The 22,992-nt window shown below is 67.4% G+C and carries 31 protein-coding genes, 1 tRNA gene and 1 pseudogene; 9 read left to right on the top strand and 24 right to left on the bottom strand.

The genetic code is table 11. From position 1 onward, the window contains the following. Positions 1–2 precede the first annotated feature (2 nt). From folE2 to GA0070612_RS03120, 5 genes are all read right to left on the bottom strand, one after another. Entirely contained in the window at positions 3–803 is an 801-nt protein-coding gene (folE2, locus tag GA0070612_RS03140) for a GTP cyclohydrolase FolE2 (RefSeq protein WP_088991237.1), read from the bottom strand. Beyond that, positions 803–1,159, bottom strand: a complete 357-nt coding sequence (gene queD / locus GA0070612_RS03135; protein WP_088986542.1) for a 6-carboxytetrahydropterin synthase QueD — start codon at positions 1,157–1,159, stop codon at positions 803–805. Before queD ends, folE2 begins: the two co-directional genes overlap by 1 nt. Further along, positions 1,159–1,797, bottom strand: a complete 639-nt coding sequence (gene queE / locus GA0070612_RS03130; RefSeq protein WP_231924450.1) for a 7-carboxy-7-deazaguanine synthase — start codon at positions 1,795–1,797, stop codon at positions 1,159–1,161. The genes queD and queE overlap by 1 nt, the downstream gene beginning before the upstream one ends. 5 nt (positions 1,798–1,802) lie before the next feature. Next, positions 1,803–2,507, bottom strand: coding sequence for a 7-cyano-7-deazaguanine synthase QueC (queC, locus tag GA0070612_RS03125; RefSeq protein WP_088986540.1), 705 nt, complete (start codon positions 2,505–2,507; stop codon positions 1,803–1,805). A 432-nt stretch (positions 2,508–2,939) separates the two neighbouring features. Further along, on the bottom strand, positions 2,940–3,146 hold the full coding sequence (locus GA0070612_RS03120; RefSeq protein ID WP_231924449.1) for an A24 family peptidase: 207 nt from the start codon (positions 3,144–3,146) through the stop codon (positions 2,940–2,942). A gap of 74 nt (positions 3,147–3,220) precedes the next feature. Here GA0070612_RS03120 and GA0070612_RS03115 point away from each other — a divergent pair. The 3 genes and pseudogenes from GA0070612_RS03115 to GA0070612_RS03105 all read left to right on the top strand — a co-directional run. After that, positions 3,221–3,424, top strand: a pseudogene (locus GA0070612_RS03115) (NUDIX hydrolase); the annotation flags it as partial. A 76-nt stretch (positions 3,425–3,500) separates the two neighbouring features. Beyond that, on the top strand, positions 3,501–4,478 hold the full coding sequence (locus GA0070612_RS33115) for a GNAT family N-acetyltransferase (protein WP_456299241.1): 978 nt from the start codon (positions 3,501–3,503) through the stop codon (positions 4,476–4,478). A 168-nt stretch (positions 4,479–4,646) separates the two neighbouring features. Then, the gene (locus GA0070612_RS03105; protein ID WP_088986539.1) at positions 4,647–5,081 is read left to right on the top strand and encodes an NUDIX hydrolase; all 435 of its coding nucleotides are present in this window, start codon (positions 4,647–4,649) and stop codon (positions 5,079–5,081) included. A 215-nt stretch (positions 5,082–5,296) separates the two neighbouring features. On the opposite strand, the gene GA0070612_RS03100 is transcribed toward GA0070612_RS03105, so the two are convergent. Continuing rightward, positions 5,297–6,166, bottom strand: a complete 870-nt coding sequence (locus GA0070612_RS03100) for a hypothetical protein (protein ID WP_231924446.1) — start codon at positions 6,164–6,166, stop codon at positions 5,297–5,299. Between the two features lie 172 nt (positions 6,167–6,338). Here GA0070612_RS03100 and GA0070612_RS03095 point away from each other — a divergent pair, with 172 nt between their 5' ends. The 4 genes from GA0070612_RS03095 to GA0070612_RS03080 all read left to right on the top strand — a co-directional run bounded on the left by GA0070612_RS03095 (position 6,339) and on the right by GA0070612_RS03080 (position 8,426). Beyond that, a complete protein-coding gene (locus GA0070612_RS03095; protein ID WP_088986538.1) occupies positions 6,339–6,866 on the top strand; it encodes a DUF6244 family protein in 528 nt (175 codons plus the stop codon). A 185-nt stretch (positions 6,867–7,051) separates the two neighbouring features. Continuing rightward, positions 7,052–7,462 (top strand): CdiA C-terminal domain-containing protein, encoded by a 411-nt coding sequence (locus tag GA0070612_RS03090; protein ID WP_088986537.1) that lies wholly within the window; start codon positions 7,052–7,054, stop codon positions 7,460–7,462. Between the two features lie 14 nt (positions 7,463–7,476). Next, entirely contained in the window at positions 7,477–7,932 is a 456-nt protein-coding gene (locus tag GA0070612_RS03085) for a SitI3 family protein (protein WP_088986536.1), read from the top strand. Positions 7,933–8,353: 421 nt separating this feature from the next. Then, a tRNA-Arg gene (locus GA0070612_RS03080) sits at positions 8,354–8,426 on the top strand. Between the two features lie 187 nt (positions 8,427–8,613). Here the strand turns inward: GA0070612_RS03080 and GA0070612_RS03075 are convergent. The 15 genes from GA0070612_RS03075 to GA0070612_RS03005 all read right to left on the bottom strand — a co-directional run bounded on the left by GA0070612_RS03075 (position 8,614) and on the right by GA0070612_RS03005 (position 18,036). Beyond that, positions 8,614–10,023, bottom strand: coding sequence for a tyrosine-type recombinase/integrase (locus GA0070612_RS03075; RefSeq protein WP_088986535.1), 1,410 nt, complete (start codon positions 10,021–10,023; stop codon positions 8,614–8,616). Continuing rightward, the gene (locus tag GA0070612_RS03070; protein WP_088986534.1) at positions 10,020–10,208 is read right to left on the bottom strand and encodes a helix-turn-helix transcriptional regulator; all 189 of its coding nucleotides are present in this window, start codon (positions 10,206–10,208) and stop codon (positions 10,020–10,022) included. Before GA0070612_RS03070 ends, GA0070612_RS03075 begins: the two co-directional genes overlap by 4 nt. A 25-nt stretch (positions 10,209–10,233) precedes the next feature. Then, positions 10,234–12,030 (bottom strand): replication initiator, encoded by a 1,797-nt coding sequence (locus GA0070612_RS03065; protein WP_088986533.1) that lies wholly within the window; start codon positions 12,028–12,030, stop codon positions 10,234–10,236. Then, on the bottom strand, positions 12,030–12,293 hold the full coding sequence (locus GA0070612_RS03060) for a hypothetical protein (RefSeq protein ID WP_088986532.1): 264 nt from the start codon (positions 12,291–12,293) through the stop codon (positions 12,030–12,032). The genes GA0070612_RS03065 and GA0070612_RS03060 overlap by 1 nt, the downstream gene beginning before the upstream one ends. Beyond that, positions 12,290–13,147 carry a DUF2637 domain-containing protein gene (locus tag GA0070612_RS03055; RefSeq protein WP_088986531.1) on the bottom strand — a complete coding sequence of 286 codons (858 nt, stop codon included), beginning with the start codon at positions 13,145–13,147 and terminating at the stop codon, positions 12,290–12,292. The genes GA0070612_RS03060 and GA0070612_RS03055 overlap by 4 nt, the downstream gene beginning before the upstream one ends. Beyond that, complete coding sequence (locus tag GA0070612_RS03050; RefSeq protein ID WP_088986530.1) at positions 13,134–13,430, bottom strand: hypothetical protein; 297 nt, start codon at positions 13,428–13,430, stop codon at positions 13,134–13,136. Before GA0070612_RS03050 ends, GA0070612_RS03055 begins: the two co-directional genes overlap by 14 nt. Continuing rightward, positions 13,427–13,813: an RRQRL motif-containing zinc-binding protein gene (locus GA0070612_RS03045; protein ID WP_088991236.1), complete on the bottom strand. Its 387-nt coding sequence runs from the start codon at positions 13,811–13,813 to the stop codon at positions 13,427–13,429. Before GA0070612_RS03045 ends, GA0070612_RS03050 begins: the two co-directional genes overlap by 4 nt. Before the next feature lie 20 nt (positions 13,814–13,833). Then, positions 13,834–14,136 (bottom strand): hypothetical protein, encoded by a 303-nt coding sequence (locus tag GA0070612_RS03040; RefSeq protein ID WP_088986529.1) that lies wholly within the window; start codon positions 14,134–14,136, stop codon positions 13,834–13,836. Then, positions 14,133–14,531: a DUF6197 family protein gene (locus tag GA0070612_RS03035; protein ID WP_088986528.1), complete on the bottom strand. Its 399-nt coding sequence runs from the start codon at positions 14,529–14,531 to the stop codon at positions 14,133–14,135. Before GA0070612_RS03035 ends, GA0070612_RS03040 begins: the two co-directional genes overlap by 4 nt. Before the next feature lie 86 nt (positions 14,532–14,617). Continuing rightward, positions 14,618–14,827 (bottom strand): hypothetical protein, encoded by a 210-nt coding sequence (locus GA0070612_RS03030; RefSeq protein WP_088986527.1) that lies wholly within the window; start codon positions 14,825–14,827, stop codon positions 14,618–14,620. Next, complete coding sequence (locus tag GA0070612_RS03025) at positions 14,824–15,693, bottom strand: FtsK/SpoIIIE domain-containing protein (RefSeq protein ID WP_088986526.1); 870 nt, start codon at positions 15,691–15,693, stop codon at positions 14,824–14,826. Before GA0070612_RS03025 ends, GA0070612_RS03030 begins: the two co-directional genes overlap by 4 nt. Before the next feature lie 83 nt (positions 15,694–15,776). Then, positions 15,777–16,721, bottom strand: coding sequence for a hypothetical protein (locus tag GA0070612_RS03020; protein ID WP_088986525.1), 945 nt, complete (start codon positions 16,719–16,721; stop codon positions 15,777–15,779). 106 nt (positions 16,722–16,827) lie between these two features. After that, positions 16,828–17,010, bottom strand: a complete 183-nt coding sequence (locus GA0070612_RS03015; RefSeq protein ID WP_088986524.1) for a hypothetical protein — start codon at positions 17,008–17,010, stop codon at positions 16,828–16,830. A gap of 32 nt (positions 17,011–17,042) precedes the next feature. Beyond that, the gene (locus GA0070612_RS03010; RefSeq protein ID WP_088986523.1) at positions 17,043–17,471 is read right to left on the bottom strand and encodes a DUF3307 domain-containing protein; all 429 of its coding nucleotides are present in this window, start codon (positions 17,469–17,471) and stop codon (positions 17,043–17,045) included. A gap of 247 nt (positions 17,472–17,718) precedes the next feature. Continuing rightward, positions 17,719–18,036: a hypothetical protein gene (locus tag GA0070612_RS03005; protein ID WP_088986522.1), complete on the bottom strand. Its 318-nt coding sequence runs from the start codon at positions 18,034–18,036 to the stop codon at positions 17,719–17,721. A 176-nt stretch (positions 18,037–18,212) separates the two neighbouring features. Here GA0070612_RS03005 and GA0070612_RS03000 point away from each other — a divergent pair, with 176 nt between their 5' ends. After that, positions 18,213–18,971 carry an XRE family transcriptional regulator gene (locus GA0070612_RS03000; RefSeq protein WP_088986521.1) on the top strand — a complete coding sequence of 253 codons (759 nt, stop codon included), beginning with the start codon at positions 18,213–18,215 and terminating at the stop codon, positions 18,969–18,971. A 4-nt stretch (positions 18,972–18,975) separates the two neighbouring features. After that, a complete protein-coding gene (locus GA0070612_RS02995; RefSeq protein ID WP_088986520.1) occupies positions 18,976–19,446 on the top strand; it encodes an NUDIX hydrolase in 471 nt (156 codons plus the stop codon). Here GA0070612_RS02995 and GA0070612_RS02990 read toward each other — a convergent pair. From GA0070612_RS02990 to GA0070612_RS02980, 3 genes are all read right to left on the bottom strand, one after another. Then, entirely contained in the window at positions 19,434–19,997 is a 564-nt protein-coding gene (locus GA0070612_RS02990; protein WP_088986519.1) for an HD domain-containing protein, read from the bottom strand. The genes GA0070612_RS02995 and GA0070612_RS02990 overlap by 13 nt on opposite strands. Before the next feature lie 181 nt (positions 19,998–20,178). Further along, on the bottom strand, positions 20,179–20,757 hold the full coding sequence (locus GA0070612_RS02985; protein WP_088986518.1) for an SMI1/KNR4 family protein: 579 nt from the start codon (positions 20,755–20,757) through the stop codon (positions 20,179–20,181). A gap of 24 nt (positions 20,758–20,781) precedes the next feature. Further along, a complete protein-coding gene (locus GA0070612_RS02980; RefSeq protein WP_197699398.1) occupies positions 20,782–22,611 on the bottom strand; it encodes an IS481 family transposase in 1,830 nt (609 codons plus the stop codon). Between the last annotated feature and the right edge of the window lie 381 nt (positions 22,612–22,992).

Below are 22,992 nucleotides of genomic sequence, written 5' to 3'. Positions count from 1 at the left end.
CCTCACGCGTCGCCCCCAGTCGCGGAGTCGGTCCACTCGAGCCGCGCGTAGGCGGCATGGTTGTGGATGCTTTCGTCGTTGACCACGCGCACCCGGAATCGGTTCACACGAGGGTCATCGCGCAACGCCAGGGCAACGTGGCGGGTCATGTCTTCGACGAAGACCGGATTGTCGTAGCCGGCCATGGTGACGTGACGCTCGTCCGGCCGTTTGAGCAGCGCGTAGACCGGTGAGGACGCCGAAGCCTCGGCGACATCGATGAGGTCGTCGAACCATAGTTCTCCCGGGCCGACCGGGTGGACTTCGATGGTGACGTAGCCGCGTTGGTTGTGCGCCCCTCGATCACTGATGGCCTTGCTGCAGGGACACACGCTCGTTACGGGCACGCGGGCCTGCAATGTCAGGACCGGATTGGCTGTGCTCACGCTGGCGGTCAACGCGCACTGGTACTCGCTGAAGGACCGCGCGCCGGTGACCGGGGCCTGCCGCTCCAAGAAGTAAGCGAAGGTGAGACGGACGCGGGCGCTGCTGCTGCCCATGCGCGTACGGAGGTCTTCCACCAGGCGCAGCGCACTGTCCGACGCGACCTCGTCTCGCCAGGTGTGCAGCACTTCTACGAATCGGCTCAGGTGGGCGCCTTTGACCTCGGCGTCGAGGCTGACCGACATGTCGATGGTGGCGACGGTTTCGCGTTTAGCCCCCTGGCCGTCAGCGATCAGCAGCGGGTAACGCAGCCCTTCGATGCCGACCTCATCGAGGGAAACCCCCCGCCGGTCGGGCAGCGCCTGCACGTCGGGAAGCATCACCGCTCTCCTCGATAGATGCAGCCGGAGGTGCACGTCTCCCGGACCATGACAGTCGACAGGGGGAGTTGATCGATTAGTCTGTCCCAGATCCAGCGGGCCAGTACTTCGCTGGTCGGATTCTCCAGGCCGGGCACCTCGTTGAGGTAGTAGTGGTCAAGTTGGTCGAGGAGCGGTTGGAACGCCTTCTTGAGCTCGCCGAAGTCCATGACCCAGCCCGCTTCGGGGTCGACGTCGCCGTGGACATGGACCTGAACCCGGTAGGAATGGCCGTGTAGGCGGGCGCACTTGTGCCCGACTGGCACGTTCGGCAGCCGGTGCGCGGCTTCGAAGGTGAACTCCCGGAAGATTTCCATCAAGCAATTCCTAGGTATTTGTGTGTCTGCAGACTCAACTGCCACTGCGGATGGTCGAGGCAATACCGCACCGCAGCCTCGGTGTTGGCCGCCCTGTCGGGACCATCCATGGGCTGCAGCAGGAAGTGCTCGAAGGCGAGGTCTTCGAACAGTTGCGGCTCAGCGCCGACCTGCGGGTAGACCAGCTTGAGGTCATGGCCCTGGGTGAGCACGAGGTCGGCGCCCGCCTTGGGGCTGACGCAGATCCAGTCAAGCCCGGCTGGCGCCGGCCGAGTGCCGTTCGTCTCGACCGCGACCGTAAAGCCCTCGGCGTGGAGGGCCTGCACAGCGGCCTCGTCCAGTTGCAGCAGCGGTTCACCGCCGGTGCAGACGACGTAGGGGCGGCTACGAGGATGGGACTTCCCCTGCCAGGTCTTGGCCACAGCCGCGGCCAGATCAGCCGCAGACCGGAAACGACCCCCACCTGGGCCGTCCGTGCCAACGAAATCGGTGTCGCAGAACCGGCAGATAGCGCGATGCCGGTCCGACTCACGCCCGGTCCACAGGTTGCAACTGGTGAACCGGCAGAACACCGCGGGCCGGCCCGCATGGGTTCCCTCACCCTGCAACGTGTAAAAGATCTCCTTAACGCGGTACACCGACCTCACCCAGCCGTCGGCGCCAGAGCGGGATCTGTGCGGCCGAGCTCCGCGAAGCCGCGACCGCGCAACAGGCAGGAGTCGCAGGTGCCGCATGCCCGCCCGTCGACCGGGTCATAGCAGCTGTGTGTCCAGGCGTAATCCACGCCCAACTCCAGACCTCGGCGAATCGTCTCGGCCTTGGTCAGCTGGATCAGCGGTGTGTGGATACGCAGCCGTTGGCGACCCTCAACGCCGGCCTTGGTGGCAAGGTTGGCCATCTGCTCGTAGGCGGCGATGTACTCCGGGCGGCAGTCGGGATAGCCGCTGTAGTCGAGTGCGCTGACCCCGATGAACACATCCGAGGCATCCAGGGTCTCTGCCCACGCCAGCGCGAAGGACAGGAAGATCGTGTTCCGGGCGGGCACGTACGTGATCGGAATGTCGCTACCGAGGTCGTCGGCGCTGTCGTGGTGCGGCACGGCGAGAGCGTCGTCGGTCAGCGCCGAGCCACCGAAGACGCGCAAATCGATGTCAGCGACGACGTGCTTGACCGCTCCGAGGTTCGCGGCTACACGGCTCGCGGCTTCGAGTTCCACCGTGTGCCGCTGGCCATAGCGAAAGCTCAGCGCGTACGCTTCGTACCCCTCGTGCACCGCCATCGCCAGTACCGTGGCCGAGTCGAGCCCTCCGCTAAGTAGCACCACAGCCCTGCGCTTCGCCGCAGACATATGCCGGCCTCCGCCTCTCCACTCGGGTCCGAGAAACTGCAGGGTTGCGCGCCGATGGTCGGCTGCAGTTTCGGCCGTTAGCCTACCGAATTACTGGGAACGATGGAACGCGCCTGGGGGAGGGGCAGTCGATCACTGGCAGTGGCGGGTCGCGTCGACTACCCAGCGCAACTGCTGCCGCTGTGACGGGTGAGCACGGTCGATATTTCAAGGGGCACCTCTTGCTAACTGCAGTAGAACGCTGCGGCAGGACGTCGCACTTTCTTGCGCCGGCGACGGTGAAATCTCTGAGAAACCCCCCGCCTGTCCAGTAGGTCAAGATAGTACCTTTGTACGAATCTGCACATTAGGCAAGCCGGCGGAGTGTCCGTCGGTGAGTGACCAAGCTTGACCTGTCAGTTCACTGACGCAGTTGCCTGCGGCTACCGATGCCTAAGCAGCGAGCAGGAACGCGGCGAGAGCGCCGCCTACTAGGTATGGCCCGAAGGCAATGCTGTGCTGGCCGCGGACCAGGCGCGTGAGGGCCGCGGGCGCGGCGAAGAGGTATGGCAGGACTGCGCCGAGGAGCACCGCGTCCCAGTCGAGCGTCCCAAGGGCGGCGCCTAGGAAGGCGGCGAGCCTTACATCGCCGAGTTCCATGCCGGTGCCGACGATGAGGGCGAGCAGCAGGTATCCACCGCCGAGTGCCGTGCCGGCCGCCGCAGAGGTGACGAGCCTACGACGACGGTGAAGTACGCCAGCAGTTCTCGATCTGCTTCACGGCCCGGCCCGTCGGCGGGGAACTGACGACCTCCAGTGAGTCGCGTCAGGTCCGCTGGATGAACCCCGCCCAGCTCAACCAGTTGAACATCCACCCCTCGATGCGGCTGCGTATCGACCACGCCCTCAAGGAGCGGGCGACGCCGTACATCGGTTGAGTAAGGAGGGGCGTGTCACCTTGATGACGCGGAAAATCCCGTGCCCATAGCCCATGGTGACGGTTGGGTTGCGCAGATGAGCGCAACCTCGGTAGCCGCGCCGCGCCTGCAGTTCTGCACTACCCCGACCGAGTTCCTCGCGGTAGCTGGCGAACATCTGGCCGCCGACCCGGTAGTCAGCACCGTCGTGACTACCGTCGCGCACCGGCTGCTGGCGCCGCAAATCGATGGAATCGCGCAGCCCGACCGCAATTGGTGGTTGGTGGTTAGGGGTGCATCCGGCACGGTCGTCGGCGCCGGTATGCGAGCGGCGCCGTTCGCACCCTATCCGCCGTTCCTGCTGCCGATGCCCGACGAGGCGGCCGTGGCCCTGGCCTGCGCTCTGTATGAGCGCGGGGAGGAGGTCCTTGCGGTCAACGGGGCCGTTCCTGCCGTTGCGCTGTGCGCCACCGAGTTGACCCGGCTCGGCGGGGGCAGGGTCCAGGTCAACCAGCACACGCGGCTGCACGAACTCGGCAAGCTGGCTCGTCCGGCGGCAGTGCCTGGCTGCCTGGAGCTCGCGGTCGAGAAGGACGTCGAGCTGGTCATGAAGTGGTTCGGCGAGTTCGTGGGCGACGCTGACGAACAGGCGGGCCGCCGACGGGGTGCCAGCGCACATGAGGTGCCCGACCGCGCGGAAGTGCTGCGCCGACTGCTGGCCGGGCATCTGTGGTTCTGGGTCGACGGGACTGGAGAGCGGGTGCACCTCACCGGTGCCAACCCCCCCATCGTTCGGGGTCGCGCGCATCGGTCCGGTGTACACGCCACCAGCCCAGCGCGGGCGTGGATGGGCCAGCAACGCGGTTGCCGAGGTTTCCCGGCGGATCCAGGCCGACGGTGCGCGGGTGTGCCTGTACACCGATCAAGCAAACCTAACCTCGAACAAAATCTACGCCGCGCTTGGCTACCGGCCGGTGGTAGACATGGCCAACCTCGTCATCGTCCGCTGACGGGAATGGCGCCCACGGCGATGTCATGGTCGACCAATGCCCGCCCCGCACCGTTGGCGAGATAGGCAATATTCATCGCCGATGGACTCGTGGCCTGCGCGCCTGGTGTATCCATAGGAGTCCAATAGCCTGTCCATGAGTTACACCCTGTTACCTATTGTCGGGAGCCGTGCGGCTGGGCCGCAGTTTCCGCGGGCTGCCCTTGTTTTGCTAATGCCAATACGGGAGGTCATATGGTGGCGAAGGTCGTGGTGGATAAGGTTCTCTGCTACGTGGTGCGAGAGGGGCGGTTGCTCGTCTTCCGTCACACCGACTACAGCTATGAGCAGGTGGGCGTCGAGGTGCCGGGAGGCACCGTTCGTGTAGGTGAGGCGCCGGAGGACGCCGCGCTGCGCGAGGCCCGCGAGGAGACCGGGCTGACGGGCTTTCGCGTTGTCCGCAAGCTGGGGAAGGTTGAGTACGACATCACACCGCTCCGGTTCGAGATTCAGTACCGTCACGTCTTTCAGTTGGAACTCGTAGGGCCAACGCCCGAGCGGTGGGCTAGTCAGGAAGACCACGACGGTACCCAGGAACCCACCCACCTCGAGTGTTTCTGGATACCGTTGAAGGCTGCGCATATCCTGCAGGCTGGCCAGGGTGCTCTCCTGGCCAAACTATGTTCGTGATCGGGTGTACATCGCGAGGTTGGCAATGCGCGGCTATGGGACCGAAGTGCGCCAGCGGCATTGCCTGATCATTGGCAATGCCGTCATACCAATATCCCGCCATGCGTTGTGAGACGACCGCGAGACCCGGGTGCGGATGCAGGCCGGTCGGAACGTTCTACACCCCTGAAGCAAGATGCGGCGGTGGCTCGACTGGCAACTCCGGTAGCTGGTGTTCATCGGAGCAGCGCCCCGAGCCGCGGGCACTGGACCAGCATCGCGCTCAGATCCCGCTCCTCCGCGACGGCCGCGATGAGGCGGAGCGCGTCGGTGGCCAGACCGAGTGCGCCGAGTTCCACGACCGTGCTGGCCTCCCCTGCCAGAACCGCGGCCATCAGCCGGGTCCACTCCGGCAGCAGGACCCAGGACGCGTACAGGTGATCGTCGAGCCAGGCGACGGGCCGAGCCGCGAAAAACTCCCTCCGGTTGGTGGGAACCTCGACGAACACCGGCGTCGAGTAGACCGGATCAACCTGGGCGGCGGCCAGCAGAAGCGGGTCCTGCACCAGGGTGGCGTCCACGAGCTGCGCGAACGACGGCGTCCAAACAACCATGTGGCCATTCGTGGTGCCATCGGCATGGACGACCGGCGGTCGTTTCCACACGCCGACCTCGGACACCTCGGTAAACGTGTCGGTCACCCGGTACAGCGAGGCGTACGCGGCGACCACCTCGGCCTCGAAGCCAAGGTGCCGCAGCGCCCCACTGACCTGATGACTCGTCGGGACACAGGTGCCCACCGGCATGCCGCTCTGCGCCTGGTGCAGAACGGCTAGGACCGCGAGCAGCGGCACCATCTCCACCGGCGCGTCGACGAGCCGTCCGAACATCGGGCTGTACTCAAATTTCGGCATCAGTGCCGTCTCGTCCGGGCGGTGAGGGCGCCGGCTGCCGGGCACGCGGGTGGGCGGGATCATCCGGCGGATCGGCTCCCGCCGCTGCCGGCGGCCACTGCGCTTGCGATTACCCACCGAGCCTCCCGACGCGAACACCAGCACCGCCGTTCCGTCGATGCTGACACGTCGACAGCCGGACACGACAGCCACAGACCCCACCCCCCGAGCTGGAATCTGGACCGGAAGCCGCTCGTGCGACTACTCGCATCGCGGTGGCTGTCTGCGGTGCCAACCGCCTCGTCGATGTCTGGTGGCCTCACAAGGAGCCCGGTAGGTTCAGCTGTCCAGCACTTTCGCTCTCATCGATTGGGGTGCCGGCCACGTGTCGCAGATCGAGACGATCACCGGTGAGTTCCGCGCGTTGATGACCGGGGTCGAACGCGCGCAGGGGTTGGCGGCCGCCGCTGACAGTCAGGCGCAGGAGGTGGCGTTGCGGGCCGCGGGCGCGGGCTTCGTCGCCGTGGCGGCGGGTGTGGCGCGGGTGCGTAACGCGATCACGGGCATCCAGGGCGGCCTGGGAAGTCTCGCCGGTTCGATCGGTGAAGCGACGAAGGCCACCGCGGCGGTGCCGAACGAGGCCACCCCGCAGGAGACGATCGCCGGGCTGGCGCCCGTGCTGAGCGCCGTGGACGCCGCTCGTGACGCGGCGACCGGGGCCATCACCGGAGTGGGTGAGGCGCAGCAACTCGTCGCCATGGTCCTGCAGGGCGGGCAGCCCGGGCCGCTGTTGCAGGCCCTGGACGGCATCAAGCAGGTCCTGGTGCTGGTCGTTGGGCGCACCGGCGGGGCCCGGCAGGCCATCGAAGCGGCGATCGCGCAGGCCCGGCAGTTGGGGTCGTCGGGAAACTGACAGGGGCTGGCGGTCACCCACCGGCCAGCCCCACCCCTTCCCAGCACGGTGACCCGCCGCCGACACCTCATGCCGCCGGCGACACCCCATCAGCTGACCATGACCACGGCACGCCCTGGACCAGACAGCCAACCGGCGTCCCGGGCGGGACGCCGACCGGTCCGAGAGCCAGAATTCCGCCGCGGTTGGACGACGAAGGGCGGCGTCCGTTGGAGCTCGAGAACGAATGCGCCGATATAGTCGCCAGCAAGAGCTACCGGGTCCACCAGAACCCCACCAGGCAGGAGATCGCCGACGCCCGGCTCCGCACCGGCGACTCCGGCAACCCGAACAAAGACCCGGACTACCTGATCGAGGGTCACGTGTTCGACTGCTATTCGCCCACTCTCGGCAAGCCGGTACGGGGCGTCTGGAGCGAGGTCCGCGCCAAGGTCGACAAGGAGCAGACCCAACGCGTGGTGCTGAACCTGCACGACTGGCACGGAGACCTCGCGGCCCTGCGGACACAGTTCGATACCTGGCCCGTCGAGAGGCTGAAAGAACTCGTCGCGGTAACGCCGAGCGGCGCGATCGTGCAGATCGTCCGTCGAGACTGAGGAGAGGCGCAGAGATGGCTGTCGAGTTCAGGTTGACCCTCGCCGGTGACCTGCCCCTGGACCACGTGGCTGATCTCGTGGCAGCCGAACCCGCCGAGAAGCCCAGACCGAGCGGCACCAACCCACGGCTGCTCAGTGCCCGCCTCTACGACACCCGCGGGTACGCGCTGACCGTCTCCTCAGGCAGCCAGGGCTATTTCGATGCCGAGGCCGACGACGGTGCCCGCTGGGAGTGGGAGCCGGAGACGTACGTCGACATCGACTTCTCCATGCGGGCAGACGACCTGGTCGACAAGGGGATCCCGAACATGATGCAGGCCGTGGCCCGGGTGTTGGCCGCCCGGCAGGAGGACGCGGCGCTGGTCCAGAACGGCAACTGGCTCCTGCTGACCCGCGTCGGGGGCGAACTCCGCAGACACCGGCCGACCTGGTGGAGCCACTACGGCATAAACGACCTCATCACCCCATGAGCCAGCCGAGCGCGGGTGACCTGCTGACGGATGACGCGGCTTCGACCCGTCGTCCGTGGGTGACGTCGACGTCGTCTTCCTCGACCCGGCGGACCTGACTCGCGACAACGACGACCCGGCCGCCGCGCGGCTGATCGCGACGTTCCCGGCATCTCCCGTGGGAGGCGGTGCCCAGCCGGGGGAACGGCTAGCCCCACATGATCTTCGATGATGTGCGCGGTGTGTGCTCTCCAGCGGATGCCATCCGGGTGAACCGGTGCCAACGTGGGTCGCGCGGAGCGACCGCCGGTCGCAAACCGCGGTTCGTGTGCTCCGGGTGTGCTCCTGGGCTGGGAGAACCGGGATACGGGTGACGTGGGTGAACGTGGGCCACTCCCTGCCACCCCAGGTCGACCCCCAGGTCGCTAGACTGGGCCCTCGCGCCCCCGTAGCTCAGGGGATAGAGCATCGGTTTCCTAAACCGTGTGTCGCAGGTTCGAATCCTGCCGGGGGCACCTCGATACACAGCCGAAACGCTTCCTGAGCTGGCAGTACGCATGCCGGTCAATTAGAACAGGCGTGCAGCCGTAGGTCACCGGAAGCCGCCGTTTGTCGCAGCTCGCGGAACCGGCGCGGAATGACCTTGGCGGCATTTGCGCAGGTCAGTTGGCACGTCCGAGGCAAGATCCGGAACGGCGACAATCATACGGCCCAGGCCACGCCGGTCAGAGCTTCAGAGATCCGGTCGTTGACGGTGGCCTCCGCGCCGTCGATGCACTTGGCGTAGACCTTGAGCAGTACGTCCACGGAGTGTCCGGCCCGGTCGGCTACCTCGGTCGCCGGCACACCAGCGTTGAGCCACAGCGACACGGCGGCGTGGCGAAGGTCGTACGGCCGACCAGCGATCGGCGAGTCAACCTGACGCGGCGTCAACGCCAGTCGACGCGCCTCATCCCAGACGCGCGAGTACGTCGAGGCCGCAACGACGTTGCCCCGCTCACTCTGGAACAGCCGGCCATCCTTAGCGACCCCGAACCGTTCGATGTGTGCACGCAGGATCGCCACGAGCGTGGGCGGGATCGGCACGCTACGCGGTTCATCCTCGGCTCGATGCTTCAGCCCTCGATCGTCGTGAACCTCGCCGCTGTCGGTCCACCGCTTGCCCGCCTGGGGTCGACTCTTGGCCAGCGTCAATCGACCCCATCCCTTCTCGGGTAGGTCGCAGTCCTGCTCACGCAACGCCAACGCCTCTGCCGGACGGAGCGCTGCGAAGTACAGGCAGGCGAAGAACGCGACCAGGCGCTCACCACGCTTGGCCTTCCGTCCCCGCTGGCCGACGTAGGTGACGGCGATCAGCAGTTCCAACGCCTGGCGCTGGTTGACGACCACCCGGCGATCGACGACCTCGGCAATCTTCTTCCGCTGCGACCGCACCCGAAGCTTGTCGATCGGGTTGAACTCCAACTCTTCCAGCTCGACCGCGTACTGAAGCGCGTTGTAGAAGACCGACCGCTTCCGACGCGCGGTGGTCGCGGCGGCCGGCTTGCCGTCGAGCTTCACCACCAGGACGTCGAGCGCACTCCGAACGGTTCCCGCCTCGCGAAGCTCAGGCAGCGGCAGGGAGGCGTGGCGCAGCCAGCGCGTCGCGTCGGCGATGTCCGGCGGCATGTCCAGGCCACGAGCCGGCGGCGGTAGCACGTGGTTGCGCAGGGCTTGGCGAAGCAGTTCGACCGGTGGCCGGCCGGGGGCGTCCTTGACGAGTGCCGCCGTGATGGCGGCGAGCGATTCGGTCATGCTGTCGCGGGACTTGGCCGCCGCGCCTGCCCACTTCATGTCGACGTACTTCGTGGCGAAGTCCAGCCAGGTCGTGGCCGCCGGGGTTTCCGTCAGAGAGTCCGGTAGCCCGGTGGCGGTGTCGAACGCCTCGCCCTGGTTGGCCGCTTGCATCAGGTCGGAGCGGAAGCTGTCGGCCAAGGCGCGGGTGACGAACGTGCGGGACTTCTCGCGGCCAGCCACCACCCACCGGACGGTGTACGACCGCTTGGCCTTCTTCGACCCGACACCTCCGGCGTTCGGTTTGATCGCCCAGATGCGGACGCGATGGGACTTCACGCCGCCACCTCGCGCCGCTGCTCCAGCCAGATCCGGAGGTCCTTCCTCGCGATCCGAAGCTCTCCATTGGGGAGCCGGATGCAGGCCGGGGCGATGCCGAGTTCGCGCCACCGGTAGAACGTCCGGCGGGACACGTTGTTAAGCGCGGCGAGCACCTCCGGAACGGTCATCAGTTCGTCATCCACGGGTGGGGTCCTTCCTCCTGTCGAATCAAGCAGCAACCGGCACGGTGCCGGCGGGGGTGGTGCCGAGTTCGTGGGCGAGTTCTTCGCGGCCGGTGGCGTGTCTGGCGCGGGCCATGGCGGCGGCGGTGTTGGCGAGGAGTGCGTCTCCGGCGGTGTGCCAGCCGACGCCGGCGAAGGTGAGGGTGCCGACGATCAGGGTGGTGTCGTCGAGGTGGTCGACGGCCTTGATGGGGTCGGTGACGGCCTGGTCTTGGTCGTCGTTGCGTCGGTAGGTGACGCGGGTGTCGCGCAGGAGTTGGAAGGTGACGGAGTAGCGGCGGGCTTTGGTGAGGAAGTGGCCGCCGAAGCCGAGCATGTGTGCCCAGCGGCGCAGCCGGGCGTACGGGTTGGTCGTTGCTGGTTTCGCCGGTTCGGCGTCAAGGCTGGCTTGACGTTCGGCGACGCAGACGGGGCAAGCGCGGTAACGGGTGTGGGTGCCGCAGTCGGGGCATTCCCAGCGCTTGACGAAGCCGGGCCGGGGCCGGTGATCCCTGGGCCGCTGCGAGAGCGGGATGGATGTGCTCGTGGGTCGGCCGAGTCGCCAGCAGGCGTCGATGAGGCGGGCGGTGTGGTCGCCGTCGGGGTCGGCGTAGTCGCCGATGGTGTCGGCGTCGAGCCTGACAGAACGGTGCCCAGTTACCTCCGTGCTCTTGGTGGCGTACTTGGCAAGGTAGCCGGCGACCATGCCGTCGGTGACCTCACCGCTGCCGGTCAGGCTGATGGGCCGAATGTCGAGGCCCTTGGACGGGTCTCCCCAGACGATCGACCAGCCTTCGGGCCGGTCGGGGTGGGTAGGGGTGGTGTAGCCAACTTGGGACACGGCATGACGGATGGCGTCGTCGAGGTCGGCGGCGGTGAACCCGGCCGGTGGTGGGATGACGGCGGTGGGGTCGGTGGGGTCGACGCCGTCCAGGCGCACCAGGGCGTGGAAGTGCACTGCTCCGCGTGCTTGGAACTCGGCGGCTTTGCCGTGGGACAGCCGGACGGGGGCGAGCGTACGGACCTTGCCCGAGTCGGTGACCATCCGGGTCGGGGGGATGCCGCGTCGACGGGCGAGCTGGGCGAGGTGCCGTTCCGCGGCTTGCTTGGTCCGCCGCCACAGTTCGCCTGCGAACACGTTCCACACGACCTGGTGGTCGTGGTCGTAGCAGTTCAGGCACAACGGTTGACCAAGGACTGCATCTGCCGGTTCGTGGCGGGCCCAGCACACGGCTGGGCGGCCGTGGGCGCAGAGTCCGGCGGTGGGGTCGGTGCTGCGGCGGGCGTGGCAGGGGTCGGGCCGGCAGTCGCAGCGTTTGCGGTTGGTGCAGGTGTGCCGCTTGACCGCGCGGACGTGCACAGGGCCGAACGAGGGGGCGGTGAAGGTGGCGAACACCGCTGGATGGCGGGAGACGCTGTCGGGGACGCCTTTGCCGCCCACGAGGCCGGCGCGCAGGAGCTGGTACGCGTCGCGTTGGTAGACGCCAGCGCAGGTCGGGCAGACGGTGGCCCGCCGGTTGCCGCACGCCTTGTAGATCGCAGCGTCGGGCATGGCGTCGGTGTGCCGGGCGTCGAGAAGTCGACCGGTGGCAGGTTCGACGGTGAGGAGCTGCCCGGCGAGGCGGATGGGTCGGGTGCAGCCGGCGGCGGCGCGGACGTGTTCGAGCCAGCCGAAGTAGTCGGGTTGCTGGGCGCGGGTGAACGCGGAGCCAGCAGCGGTGTAGCCGACGAACGGGACGGTGTCGGCGTTCGAGCCCACACCCCGGGCCGAAGCGCGGGGTGTGAGGTCCAGCGTCGAAACCATCAGGCAGCCTCGGAGAGGTGCCAGGTGGTGATGGTGTGTTGGGTAACGATGATGCGGCAGGCACCGCACTGGCGATCAGCCGGTTCGTGCCGGTGGCACGCGATGGTAGCGGTCGTGTCGCCGCAGCGGACGGTGACCGGGGTCCGGCATTCCCCGCCGGGGATGACGTCGATGACCGTGCGTCGGGTGTCGTAGGGGTGCGCCTCAGCGAAGGCCGGGCAGGTGTGGGTGACCTGCTCGATGTCGACGACGTGGATGGTCATCGGGCACCACCCGTGACGGGGGTGCCGTTGACGGCCGGAGTGTGGCCGGTGATGGTGTGCAGCAGTTCCCGGGCGATGTCCGGGGTGACCGACAGCAGGCCGGCGAGTTCATCGGTGGTGATGGGTCGGCCGGTGCTCTGTTCGTGGCGTCCGATGACGAATCGGGCGGTGGGCATCAGGTGCGCCGGGACCTCGGGTCGGGTGACTGGAATCGGGGTGAAGGCGGGTGCCGTGATGGCGGCCGGCGCAGGTGCCGGCGGGATGTCGACGACCGGAGCGGTCTCCGGCGTGGTGTCGACGGTCGGCGTAGGAGCCGGGGTGGCGTTGACGGTAGGGGTGGTGGTCGGCTCGGTGGCCGGTGTCGTTTCGGTGAGGTCGTTGACGGCGGCGAGGAGGGCGGCGGCTTCGGCTTGGATGGCGGCGAAGTCGGGGCGGATGCGTCCGGCGACGAGTTCGACGCCAATGACGAGGACGACGACCAGGGCGAAGACCAGGCGTAGGCCGAGGCTGCCTGGGGAGGCGAAGTTGATGGTGGCCGACAGCATCGCGGCGGCGGCGAAGACGACCATGGCTCCGCGTTTGGCGTCCTTGGCGATGCCGGAGGTGCGGACGACGGTCAGCATCGACACCATCGCGGCGTCGAAGATCAGCGGGACGAGGTAGGCGAAGTAGCCGGCGTTCTGGGTCCACAGGTAGTGGGCCTGGTGCAGGTAGCTGGTCAGCAGCGCACCGAGGAGAACGAAGCGGTTGTACCGCTTGATTGATTTGATCGCGGTGAGCATGGCGGGTACGGCGTTGCGGGCGTACTCGGCGGCGAACTGCTCGGTGACGGCAGCGGGGTCAGTGGTGGCCATGGGGAGTCACCTCCGGGGCCGGGATGGCGTCGAGGGGGATGAGGTCGACCACGCCGGAACAGTGGGCGCACATGATGGGGGCCAGCCCTTGGGCGGCGAGCTGCTGCCGGAAGCAGGGCAGGCAGGCGAAGTCGGCCGGGAACAGTCCGTCGCCCTCGCAGAGGGCGCAGGCACCGAGGCAGACGGGGCAGGGCTTGTAGACCGGGCCGAGGATGTCGTGGATGCCGGCAGGGCTGCTGCCCTCGATGCACCACAGGCAGGGGTCAGACAGGTGGAAGCTCACGACGGGTTCCCTTCGTGGCAGTCGAGGCATTCGCCGTAGCGGCGGGGGATGTAGTAGGGCTTGACCTGGGCGCAGATCCGGCAGGTCCGGCGAGCCAGCAGGGCTTTCGCGATGGCCACCCGCTGAGCGGGCGTGGCAGTGCGCTTCGGCGCGGCCAGGTCCAGGCGGTAGAGGTAGGCGACCCGACGCTGTGTGCGGTGCCGCCAATAGATCTGGGCGATGGGGTCTTGGCCATTGGGGCGAAGGCCGGCGGCGCGGAGCTGCCGCACGGTGGCCAGGCCGGAAGGTGCGGCGTGGTAGGGGAAGGTGGGGAACCCGTAACGGGTGCCCAGCGGGTCGTAGAACTCGACCCGGATGCCGGTGCGCTCGGCCAGGTTGTCCAGGTCGACGCTGCGCAGGTCGGTCATGGCTTGTCACCGCCCCAGCGCTGCTGGGCGGCCTGCTTGGAGATGCCGAGCCGGGAACCGATCTCCGACCAGGAGTAGCCGAACGCGCGCAGACCGATCACGGCCTCACCGATGGCGTCGTCGATGACCGACGACAAGGAGACGAGGTCGCGCAGTGCTTCCACATCGCCGGTGGCGACACGACGGCCGTGAGCCCGGATGATCCGGCGGCCGAACGCGGCGAATTCGTCGTTCTCGACCACGGTGCGGCGCTTCTGCCGAGGCAGCTTCGGCGTCAAGGGCTTCTTGACGGTGCTCATCGGTTCCTGCCCTCCTGGGTGTGGAGGGAGTCCCACCGGTCAGCGGCGGCGGTGAGGGCGTTGATGACCTCGGTGGCGGTGCGGCCGGGCTTGTCGTTCCACCCGAACAGGCGGGAGGTGCAACCCAGGTCGAGGAAGTCGCGCAGGACGCCCAAGGCGGCGCGGAAATCGGCTCGCTCGGGCCGGTCGACACCAAACGGGAAGTCGGTGGCAGTGCCGTAGGCGGCCATGGCGACAGCGCCGGAGACGCAGGCCCGGGGAGTGAGGGCGTCGAAGATGATCGTGTAGTAGTCGCCCTGGGACCAGCCGTGCCGGCGCAGGTAGAGGGCGGCCATCCGCAGCAGGTCGGCCGGTGTGACCGGTGCTGTGGTGGGTGGGTTGTGGGTAGCCTTCATGGCAGCCACGTCCTTTCAGAAGGGCTTGGTGGGAGGTCGGCAGGACCGGCATTTGCTGCCAGGCGTCGTCCGGTCCTGTCGGCCGATCAGTTGATGCGCAGCCGCAGGTAGCGGCGTTGGCGGTTGTCGTCGCCGCCCATCGGGGTTGGCGAGGACACGTAGACGAGTCGGCCGGACATCCCGGCGACGCGGACCATGGCGGCGATGTCCTCGGGACGGCCGATGACCCACAGTTCGGTGAATTGCGCGGCCCGCTGGTTGTTCGCGCGGGCGTAGGCGCGTTCGCGGGTGGTCATGCCGCCATGTCCCACTCGGTGGGGTTGACCGCCGGGGTGCTGGTGCCGGTGGGGCGGCGGGTCCAGGCGGCGTAGTCGGCGATGTTGTAGATGTCGGTGTCGGTGAGGTAGGCGGCCTTGATACGGCGGGGAACGCCGCCTTCGGCCAGGAGGTAGGCCGCGCCCTGGTTGGTGGGCGAGATGTCGGAGGCGGTGTAGCCCTGCTCGGCCCAGCCCTGGCCGAGGATGATGTTCGAGCTGTTCAGCGAGGTGCATCGGAACGCGGCCCGGTAGCCGAACAGGTCCCGCAGGCTGGCGGGGATGATGTCCCACGACGGGCGCTGAGTCGCGGCGACAACGGGCATGCCGCAGGCCCGGCCGAGGGAGACGAGCCCTCGCAGGAGGGTCGAGAACTCTTCCTGTTGCTGCTTGGTGCCGAGCACGGTGGAGAACATGGCGAGTTCGTCGATGATGGTGACGATGACGGACATGCCATCGCCCTCGGCGAGCTTGCGGCGCCGGTTCGCGAGGAGCCAGGCGTAGCGGTTGGTGGCGACGACCAGGAGGCGACGCAGCACCTCGATGCCTTGGTCGATGTCGGGGCCGATGAACGCGTCGGCGAGGTCGCGCCAGGGGCCGAGTTCGACGAGTTTGGCGTCGAACAGCACCAGGCGGGTGCTGTCGCACAGGGCGGCATGACCGCAAATGTTGTTGATCAGGCCGGACTTACCGCCACCGGGTTCGCCTGCGGTGAGCAGGTTGCGGTAGACGACGTCCAGGTAGACGGGTTGGCCGAACTCGTCGATCCCGATGAAGATCGGGTCGAACATCGACAGGCCAGGACCCACCGGCACCGCCTCAGCAGTGGTGGGAATCGTGGTGGTCATGAGGTGCCCTCCTGGGCGTTGTGGGCGCGAGGGGCCACACGAACGAGCCGCCATGGCTCCTCGCGTCCCGGGATGGGTGAAGGTCAGATCCAGTCGGAGGTGTCGTCGTCTTCCACGGACGACGCAGACGAAGCCGCGGGCTTGCTGCCGTTGGCCGTCGTGGTGGCGGCCGGCTTCTTGCCGGCGGGCTTTCCCTGGGCCGGGAGGGTGACCGTCGGCATGTGAACGTCCGGCAGGTCCAGGGCGGTGGGGACCGTCAGCGGCGATGCCGAGACGGGCGCGGTCGGGTCGATCACGTCGACCAGCGGGGAACCGACGTGAGCGGTCAGCACCTCACGGCGCTTGATGTCGAACCGCAGATAGGCGGCGTTGTTCTCCGAAGCACGCTCGATGAGCACGGTGGAGGCGTGGCAGGTCACCGCGATCTTGTCGAGGCGACCCTCCAGGTCCTTCTCGGACAGGCCGGGGCGCAGGTAGACCCAGACGCGTTCGCCGACCGGGGTGGGACGTGCCCACAGGATCAGCGGCAGGCTGCCGGACTGGTTGGCGATGATGAACTGCGCGAAGCACACCCGCAGCCGATGCCTCACCACGAGGCACCAGGTCCAGGCGATGACCTGGCGGCGAGCCGGGCGGATGGCGGCGGGGACGCCGACGACCAGGGCGACCACTAGCAGGGTCACCAGGGTTGGGGTGTGGTTGGCCAGTTGCACCCACGCGGTGAGCAGCAAGATGCCGAGGATGGTTTCCGGGGTCCACCACCAGAGCAGCCGGATGACCGGCCAGATCCGGACGAGCAGCCAGACGAGGCCGCCGGTCGGGATGCCGATCAGTGCGCCGATGAAGACGGCGAGGATCGGGTGGATGTAGGAAGCGGCCACCACGGTCGACAGGATGCCGACGATGACCGCCGTGAGGATGAACGCCATGCGGGCGTTGCGCGCGGAGGAGCGGTGGACCTTGGCCTCGATGACCGTCACCGTTCCGGTTGACCTGCCAGCGAAGCGGCGAGGGCTAGACTTGGACATGACACGTCCTCCCAAGCGATTGGGTTGGATGGGTTGGAGAGAGCGGGGTCGGCAGGTTGCGAGCCAGTACCGGCCCCGCGCTCGAACTTCCTAGAGCTGACCGAGGTCAGCGGTCGCGCAGCTTCTTGCCGAGCAGGCCGAAGCGGATGCGGTCGTCCTCGTCGAGGACGGTCGGGGTGCGGCCAGCGGCGCGTTCCTCGCGGAGCTGCTTGTCCAGGTGCTTCGGGTCGACCTTGACCTCATGGACACGACCGTTGGTGTCCTCGCTGAACAGATACTTCTTGCCCATGGCAGGGATCTCCCTTGATCAGAGTGAGGGGTTTAGAGGCAGGCGATGAGCAGCGCGGACGCCCAGAGGCACGCCGCGTGCAGGGACTGATCGGCCAGGTACATCCCGCAGATCGGGGCCTGACGGTCGGCGAAGTCGCCGCTTCCCGTGTGAGTGAGCAGCCAACGCACCGGCCACCGCCGGTCAAGAAACGCGTGCGACACGGCGGAGAAGCCGAGCCCAGCGGCAAGCCCGAGGACCGTGATCGGCAGGTCCAGGGCGGCGATGGTAATGGCCAGCATGACCACCACCACGAGGTGATAGGCCATCACGTGGCCCAACAGGTGACGCCAGCCGTCCCAACCCGGGGCGGCCTTGTGCGCGGCCTGCTTGTCGGACTGGCCGAGAACGTGATCGGCCACCTGGTGGCCGGCGTAGAGGGTCGCCGCGACAACGGCGAACACGATGGCGGAAACGAGCATGAGACAACCACTCCCTATGACGAGGGCAGACAGGTTGGAAAGGCAGACGGGGTCGGCAGGTATGCGAGCCAGTACCGACCCCGTGCCTTGAGGGTTGTGACCACCTGATGTGGTCACCGGCCGGGAACGTGCGAGCCAGAACCGTTCCCGGACGAATCAGAGATGTGGATTTGGTTCAGCGGACCATCAGGCCGCTACAGCGAGCCACGGACACCAGTGGCTCACACAGCACAGCGGTGCGAGGGACCTACTTGGCCGGAGAACCAGTCTTCGGCTTCAGCGAGACCGCCCGGAACGCGACGCCGTTACGCCCGTTGGTCGCCCACGGAATGGCCTCCAACTGCTCGACAGCCAGGAAGTCGCCCACCTTCACGCCCGGCTTCTCTCCCGCCGTGGTGATGGTGATGACCTCCCCGCCGTTCTCGTCGAGCACGAAGACCTGGGTAGACCACATGAGCCGGCCCGTGTTCTTCTCGGACTTCTGATTGCCGTTCTGGTCGTTCTTCGGCTCCGGGTCCTTCGACGCCGTCACCTGCTTGCTCGTGGTGTCCACGTACAGCTTCACAACAGACCTCCTGTGTCTTGGCCATTTCTTGAGCTAGTCCCCGGTGGACTGTTGCTCGTGGCCTCTGCGGATAAGGCTCCCGTTTTCCGGAGGACGACCCATCCGATGGGCTAGACAACTAAGGGACGTCTGCTTTACCGTAAACACGTCCCTAGCCGTCCCTTGAGGAGTGTCGGATGCCGAACGAGCGGCTACGAGATGCGATCCTGCGTAACGGCCTGACCCCGGTCGTCGTGGCCGAGAGGGTCGGGGTCGACGCGAAGACCGTGGAACGGTGGATCACGCAAGATCGGACGCCCTACCCGCGTCACCGACATGCGATTGCGGCGATGGTGCGGGAAGACGTGCCATACCTGTGGCCCGACGCGGTCACGCCCGAGAAGGCATCGCAGATCGGGCAGAGCGAGATGGTTCAGCTCTACTCGCGGCGATCATCAGTGCCGTACGACCTGTGGCGTCGACTGATCGAACGCGCCATGGAGCGCATCGACGTGCTCGCCTACGCTGGACTGTTTCTCCTAGAACAGGACCCGAGGCTTATCGACGTTCTGCGTCAAAAGGGTATTGACGGGGTCGAAGTCAATATTCTGCTCGGCGATCCAACCAGCGACGCAATTCAGCGGAGGAGTGTCGAGGAAGGCGCACCCGGTGTCATGGCGGCGAAGATCCGGCAGGTTCAGCAGTACTACAAGCGGCTTGATGGTGCGCCCGGGGTAAAGGTGCTCTACCACGACACGACGCTGTACAACTCGATCTACCGCTTCGATGACGAGATGTTGGTGAACATGCACGTCCTCGGCTTTCCGGCACCACACGCGCCCGTGATGCACCTGCGCAAGCTCAACGGAGGCGATCTGTTCCGCACCTACTCCGACAGCTTCGACCGGGTCCTCGGTGCCTCGAAGTCTCGGCCAGGCGACGAGGTGGCAGCCTAGAGACATGGCGAGAACCGAGCATTACCACGACCCGAACGCGCCGAAGGCCAACAGCATCGTCGTCGCCGTCTCTGTCTTCGTTCGGGACGAGCACGGCCGGGTGCTGCTCATCCAGCGCACCGACAACGGTCTGTGGTCCCTGCCTGGCGGTGGCCAGGAGATCGGCGAGTCGGTCGCAGAAACGGCAGTCCGAGAGACCCGCGAGGAGACCGGCATCAGTGTCGAGGTGACAGGGATGGTCGGTGTCTACTCCGACCCTGGTCATGTCATCGAGTACTCGGACGGCGAGGTGCGGCAACAGTTCTCGCTCTGCTTCCGCGCCAAATCGATCAGCGGGACTCCGACCCCGAGCGACGAGTCACACCAAGTCCGGTGGGTTGACCGTGACGAGCTGGCCGCGCTCGACGTTCACCCGTCGACCCTGCTCCGCATCACCCACGGCTACGAGGAACGCCGTGAGCCCTACATCGGCTGACGAGTGCCGGCGAGCCGGAACTGAGTCCGCTGCACGGCAGCGACCATCTCCGCCTCCGCCCTGCCGATAAACCGGGTCACCAGGTGCTCCGGCCCATACCGAGACCGAATCTCCGCCAGCCGGTCCAACACCTCGAAGTCTTGGCCATCTGGGCCCGTCGTCATGTCGGCGCAGCAGATGGCGTCGGTTACCGCGGTCTCCTCCCGAGGGAACTCGGCCGCCAGGACCTCGCCGAGCCCACGTTCGTCGGCTTCCAACCAGGCGCAAGAGTGATGAGCGACCAGGGCGGCAATCCGCTCATTGAAGCGCTCACGACGCAGCCAGCGACCACCATCGAGCGAGTGGAAGCCGGTGTCGATCAGGTCTGGGCTGTAACCCACGTCGTGTAGCCAGGCCGAGGCTACGAGCACCTCGCGATCCTCGCTCGGGACTGCTCCGCTGATCCGGTCCGCCTTGGCGGCGACGGCCTGGACGTGACTCCATCGACGCGGTAGCGGCGCTTCCAGCAGTTGTCGCGCAACTTCCCGGGCGGTGTCGACGAGGGTGGCCATATCTCCCAGGGTACGGAGCCACCGGGTCCGCGCACCATCCCGTGTCCACGTGCCGGCCGGACTGCCGGCGATGTCGGGTTTCAGGACCTGCGTGACAGATCAGTCTCGGGACGTGGGTGACACGTCCGGCTAGACGATCTAGTTCTGTTTGCTTGGCCTGGGTTGGGCTGCCGCCACTGGGTTACCTGGGATTGTGTAGCCAGTCTTGGTACCAGTCGGGAAAGTCAGCCTCGGGGGTGAGGCCGCCGTCGGCGGCTCGGTCGTCGAACCAGACCTGGCCTCGGGTTGCCCCCGTGACGATCAGGCGGTGGAAGGCGCCGCAGCCGAATTCGGCGATGACCAGAGAGCCAGCGGTCCATCGCTCGTCGAAGTACTCGTCTTCGGTCATCATGTTGCCTGGGCCGGGGACGCCCGGTTCTGGCACGTGGTAGGCGGGGTTCCATGCCTGCGTGTGCGGGAAGGGGGTGGCTAGGTAACCGGGCCGGAGACGTTCCTCTCGGTCCTGGTCGCTCAGGCCCTCGCCGTCAAGGGGGAATAGCCCGTAGTAAGGGCCCGCGCCGCCGTTTCCGACCTCCCGCAGAAAGCTGCGGTAGGTGTCTGGCAACGTGATGTGGTGGCGGCCCTCGAACGCGGCCAGGTCGGCTTCGCTGAGAGTGGGGCCGAAGCGGTATCGATGGTGCCGCGCCCCGAAGCGTTGGAGTTCGCGGTCTTCAGCGCGCATAGCTGCGAGCCGGGCTCGAATGTCCTCGACGTCCCACATGTTCCTCATCCTGGTTCGGTGCTGTCAGCCTACGGTTGCTTTTGCCGGTGGCGTTGATGGCCTCTTTGAACGTGGTGGCTCCGGTTTCCGGGCTTTGAAACGAGCGATCGACTTGGTAGTCGTGCGAGGCACCTCGGCCACGACCTGGTCACCATCGAGGATGCGGAAAGTGGTGTCGGCGGCTTCGACCACGAGCGTTCGACCGGCGTGGGCATTGCCGACGTGGATCCGTTGACCAGCGATGACGAGGGCTCCTCGGCAGCTGACGCGGCGTTCGACCCGCACGGGTTCGGGGCTGGGGGTGGGTGGCGGTCCGGCGGGGCGGGCGTCGCGGATGCTGGCGGCCTCGGCTGCGGTGAGGGGGTTGGGCAGGTTGCGCAGCAGGACGCCGTCGGCGGCGATCTGCAGGAGGCCGCGGTCGAGTCGGACGGTGACGCGCCTGCCGGCGAAGTGGTAGCCGACAGGGTGTTGCCGTCCGGCGAGGCTGATCAGGCCGGTGGCGTTGACGAGGCGTTCGACCTCGATGGGGGCGCCGGCCTGGACGGGGCCGGTGGTGATCGGTGGTGGCCCGGCGGGTTGGGCGTCGTCGGCGAGGAGTTGGCGCAGGTGGGTGGGGGTGAGCCGGGACGGCACGGTCTTGAGCCGGACGCCGTCGATGAGCAGGTGAACGACGGTGGTGTCGGCCCAGAGGGTGACCGGGAGTCCGGCGCGGGTGGGGCTGAGCCAGAACTGTTGCCCGCAGATGGTGAGGTTGCCCGAGGCGGGAACGAGGCGGGTGACCTCCACGGCCAGGCCGACGTCGTCGCCGGTTGCCGATGATGCTGCTGCGACGGTGGCCGACACGGCGGCTGACGGAGGCACCGGCGGTGGCGCTAGCAGCGGCTTTCGGGGTGCGGGGATGGTGGTGTCCAGCGTTGGCGGCAGCCGCAGTGGGATCTGCTTCTCGGTGGACTGGGCGGTGAATCGGTTGGTCGGGAACGCCATCCCGAGGGACTGGTGTGGTCGTTCGGTGTTGTATTCGTGCCGGAACACATCGATGGCCGCTTGAGCCTCTTCCGGGTCGGCCCAGACTTCGACGTCGTCGAGGAGTTCGCGTTGCAGGGTCTGGTGGAACCGCTCGACCTTGCCGGTAGTGGTAGGTGAGCGGGGTTTGGTCAGCCGGTGGGTGATGCCGTTCTCCCGGCAGATCCGGTCGAACATCACCTCCCCGCCACCGCGGCCGAACCGGGCGGTGAACTGCTTGCCGTTGTCCGTGAGGACCTCCTCGGGCACCCCGAACCGATGCAGGGCCTCGGCGAAGGCGATGCAGACGGCTCGGCCGGTGGCCCGGCGGACGACGGCGGCGATGACACAGAACCTGGAGTGGTCGTCGACGCCGGTGACGACCTTCGCCTCACCACCGTCAGCCAGCTGGATGCCACCGACGATGTCCAGCTGCCACAGCTCCATTGGTCGGCCACGTTCCCACCGCCGGTAGTCCTCCCGTCGCCGGCGGCGGGGTGTCGGGTCGATCAGGCCGTGTCGGATCAGCACCCGATGCACGGTGATCCGAGACGGGATCGAGCCGGGGCAGTCGCGTCGGCCAAGTTCATAGACGAGGCGACGGGCGCCCCATCGTGGGTGGTTCCGACGCAGCTCACAGATGAGCGCCTCCACCTCAGTAGAAGTCTGGCCAGGTGAGGAGCGCGGCCGGCTGGAGCGATCGGCCAGCCCTTCCAAACCCTCTTCCTGATACCAGGCCAGCCAGCGATGCACGGCTTGCCGGGAGACTCCGAAGCGTTCCGCGACGTCCGTGACCGAGGATCCGGCCAGCACGTCTTGGACCGCTCGATACCGCTGTTCCATCACGCTCATCTCCACCAACACTTGGCGGAGTGTCACGCAGGTCCTGATACCGATGTGTCACGCAGGTCCCGATACCGGACAGCCGGACTGCCGGCGATGTTGTGCAAAGTTTCTGTACGTCTTCAAGGCGGCCCTGAACGGGCCGCACGCGCCGCCGCCTGGGCGCGCGTCCGTCGCTCCGCTGGCGCTCCGACTCCGGCCACGCGACACGCCCGACGGCTGGCGCGGAGAGCGGAAGCCCAAGGGGCCGCCGTAGAATGAAAGGGCGGTTGACCGGTGGTGTGGTGGGCCGGCAGCCGGCCGGGCCGCGCGGCCACGAGCCCGCGCGGCGTAGGGGAGCGCACGCCGGCCACGCCGGCGAGCTGGCGGCGGTCACGGGGGTGCGGTTAG

Source organism: Micromonospora chokoriensis (assembly GCF_900091505.1).
Lineage (GTDB): Bacteria > Actinomycetota > Actinomycetes > Mycobacteriales > Micromonosporaceae > Micromonospora > Micromonospora chokoriensis.
The sequence above is the reverse complement of the archived record's forward strand: the minus strand, read 5'-3'. Positions and strand labels throughout refer to the sequence as shown.

Excerpts from the sequence above, each read along its gene's own strand:
- folE2 (WP_088991237.1), bottom strand. The coding sequence starts at position 803 with ATGCTTCCCGACGTGCAGGCGCTGCCCGACCGGCGGGGGGTTTCCCTC.
- queD (WP_088986542.1), bottom strand. The coding sequence starts at position 1,159 with ATGGAAATCTTCCGGGAGTTCACCTTCGAAGCCGCGCACCGGCTGCCG.
- queC (WP_088986540.1), bottom strand. The coding sequence starts at position 2,507 with ATGTCTGCGGCGAAGCGCAGGGCTGTGGTGCTACTTAGCGGAGGGCTC.
- GA0070612_RS03120 (WP_231924449.1), bottom strand. The coding sequence starts at position 3,146 with ATGGAACTCGGCGATGTAAGGCTCGCCGCCTTCCTAGGCGCCGCCCTT.
- GA0070612_RS33115 (WP_456299241.1), top strand. The coding sequence starts at position 3,501 with ATGAGCGCAACCTCGGTAGCCGCGCCGCGCCTGCAGTTCTGCACTACC.
- GA0070612_RS03105 (WP_088986539.1), top strand. The coding sequence starts at position 4,647 with ATGGTGGCGAAGGTCGTGGTGGATAAGGTTCTCTGCTACGTGGTGCGA.
- GA0070612_RS03085 (WP_088986536.1), top strand. The coding sequence starts at position 7,477 with ATGGCTGTCGAGTTCAGGTTGACCCTCGCCGGTGACCTGCCCCTGGAC.
- GA0070612_RS03065 (WP_088986533.1), bottom strand. The coding sequence starts at position 12,030 with ATGGTTTCGACGCTGGACCTCACACCCCGCGCTTCGGCCCGGGGTGTG.
- GA0070612_RS03060 (WP_088986532.1), bottom strand. The coding sequence starts at position 12,293 with ATGACCATCCACGTCGTCGACATCGAGCAGGTCACCCACACCTGCCCG.
- GA0070612_RS03055 (WP_088986531.1), bottom strand. The coding sequence starts at position 13,147 with ATGGCCACCACTGACCCCGCTGCCGTCACCGAGCAGTTCGCCGCCGAG.
- GA0070612_RS03040 (WP_088986529.1), bottom strand. The coding sequence starts at position 14,136 with ATGAGCACCGTCAAGAAGCCCTTGACGCCGAAGCTGCCTCGGCAGAAG.
- GA0070612_RS03035 (WP_088986528.1), bottom strand. The coding sequence starts at position 14,531 with ATGAAGGCTACCCACAACCCACCCACCACAGCACCGGTCACACCGGCC.
- GA0070612_RS03030 (WP_088986527.1), bottom strand. The coding sequence starts at position 14,827 with ATGACCACCCGCGAACGCGCCTACGCCCGCGCGAACAACCAGCGGGCC.
- GA0070612_RS03025 (WP_088986526.1), bottom strand. The coding sequence starts at position 15,693 with ATGACCACCACGATTCCCACCACTGCTGAGGCGGTGCCGGTGGGTCCT.
- GA0070612_RS03020 (WP_088986525.1), bottom strand. The coding sequence starts at position 16,721 with ATGTCCAAGTCTAGCCCTCGCCGCTTCGCTGGCAGGTCAACCGGAACG.
- GA0070612_RS03015 (WP_088986524.1), bottom strand. The coding sequence starts at position 17,010 with ATGGGCAAGAAGTATCTGTTCAGCGAGGACACCAACGGTCGTGTCCAT.
- GA0070612_RS03010 (WP_088986523.1), bottom strand. The coding sequence starts at position 17,471 with ATGCTCGTTTCCGCCATCGTGTTCGCCGTTGTCGCGGCGACCCTCTAC.
- GA0070612_RS03000 (WP_088986521.1), top strand. The coding sequence starts at position 18,213 with ATGCCGAACGAGCGGCTACGAGATGCGATCCTGCGTAACGGCCTGACC.
- GA0070612_RS02995 (WP_088986520.1), top strand. The coding sequence starts at position 18,976 with ATGGCGAGAACCGAGCATTACCACGACCCGAACGCGCCGAAGGCCAAC.
- GA0070612_RS02990 (WP_088986519.1), bottom strand. The coding sequence starts at position 19,997 with ATGGCCACCCTCGTCGACACCGCCCGGGAAGTTGCGCGACAACTGCTG.
- GA0070612_RS02985 (WP_088986518.1), bottom strand. The coding sequence starts at position 20,757 with ATGTGGGACGTCGAGGACATTCGAGCCCGGCTCGCAGCTATGCGCGCT.
- GA0070612_RS02980 (WP_197699398.1), bottom strand. The coding sequence starts at position 22,611 with ATGAGCGTGATGGAACAGCGGTATCGAGCGGTCCAAGACGTGCTGGCC.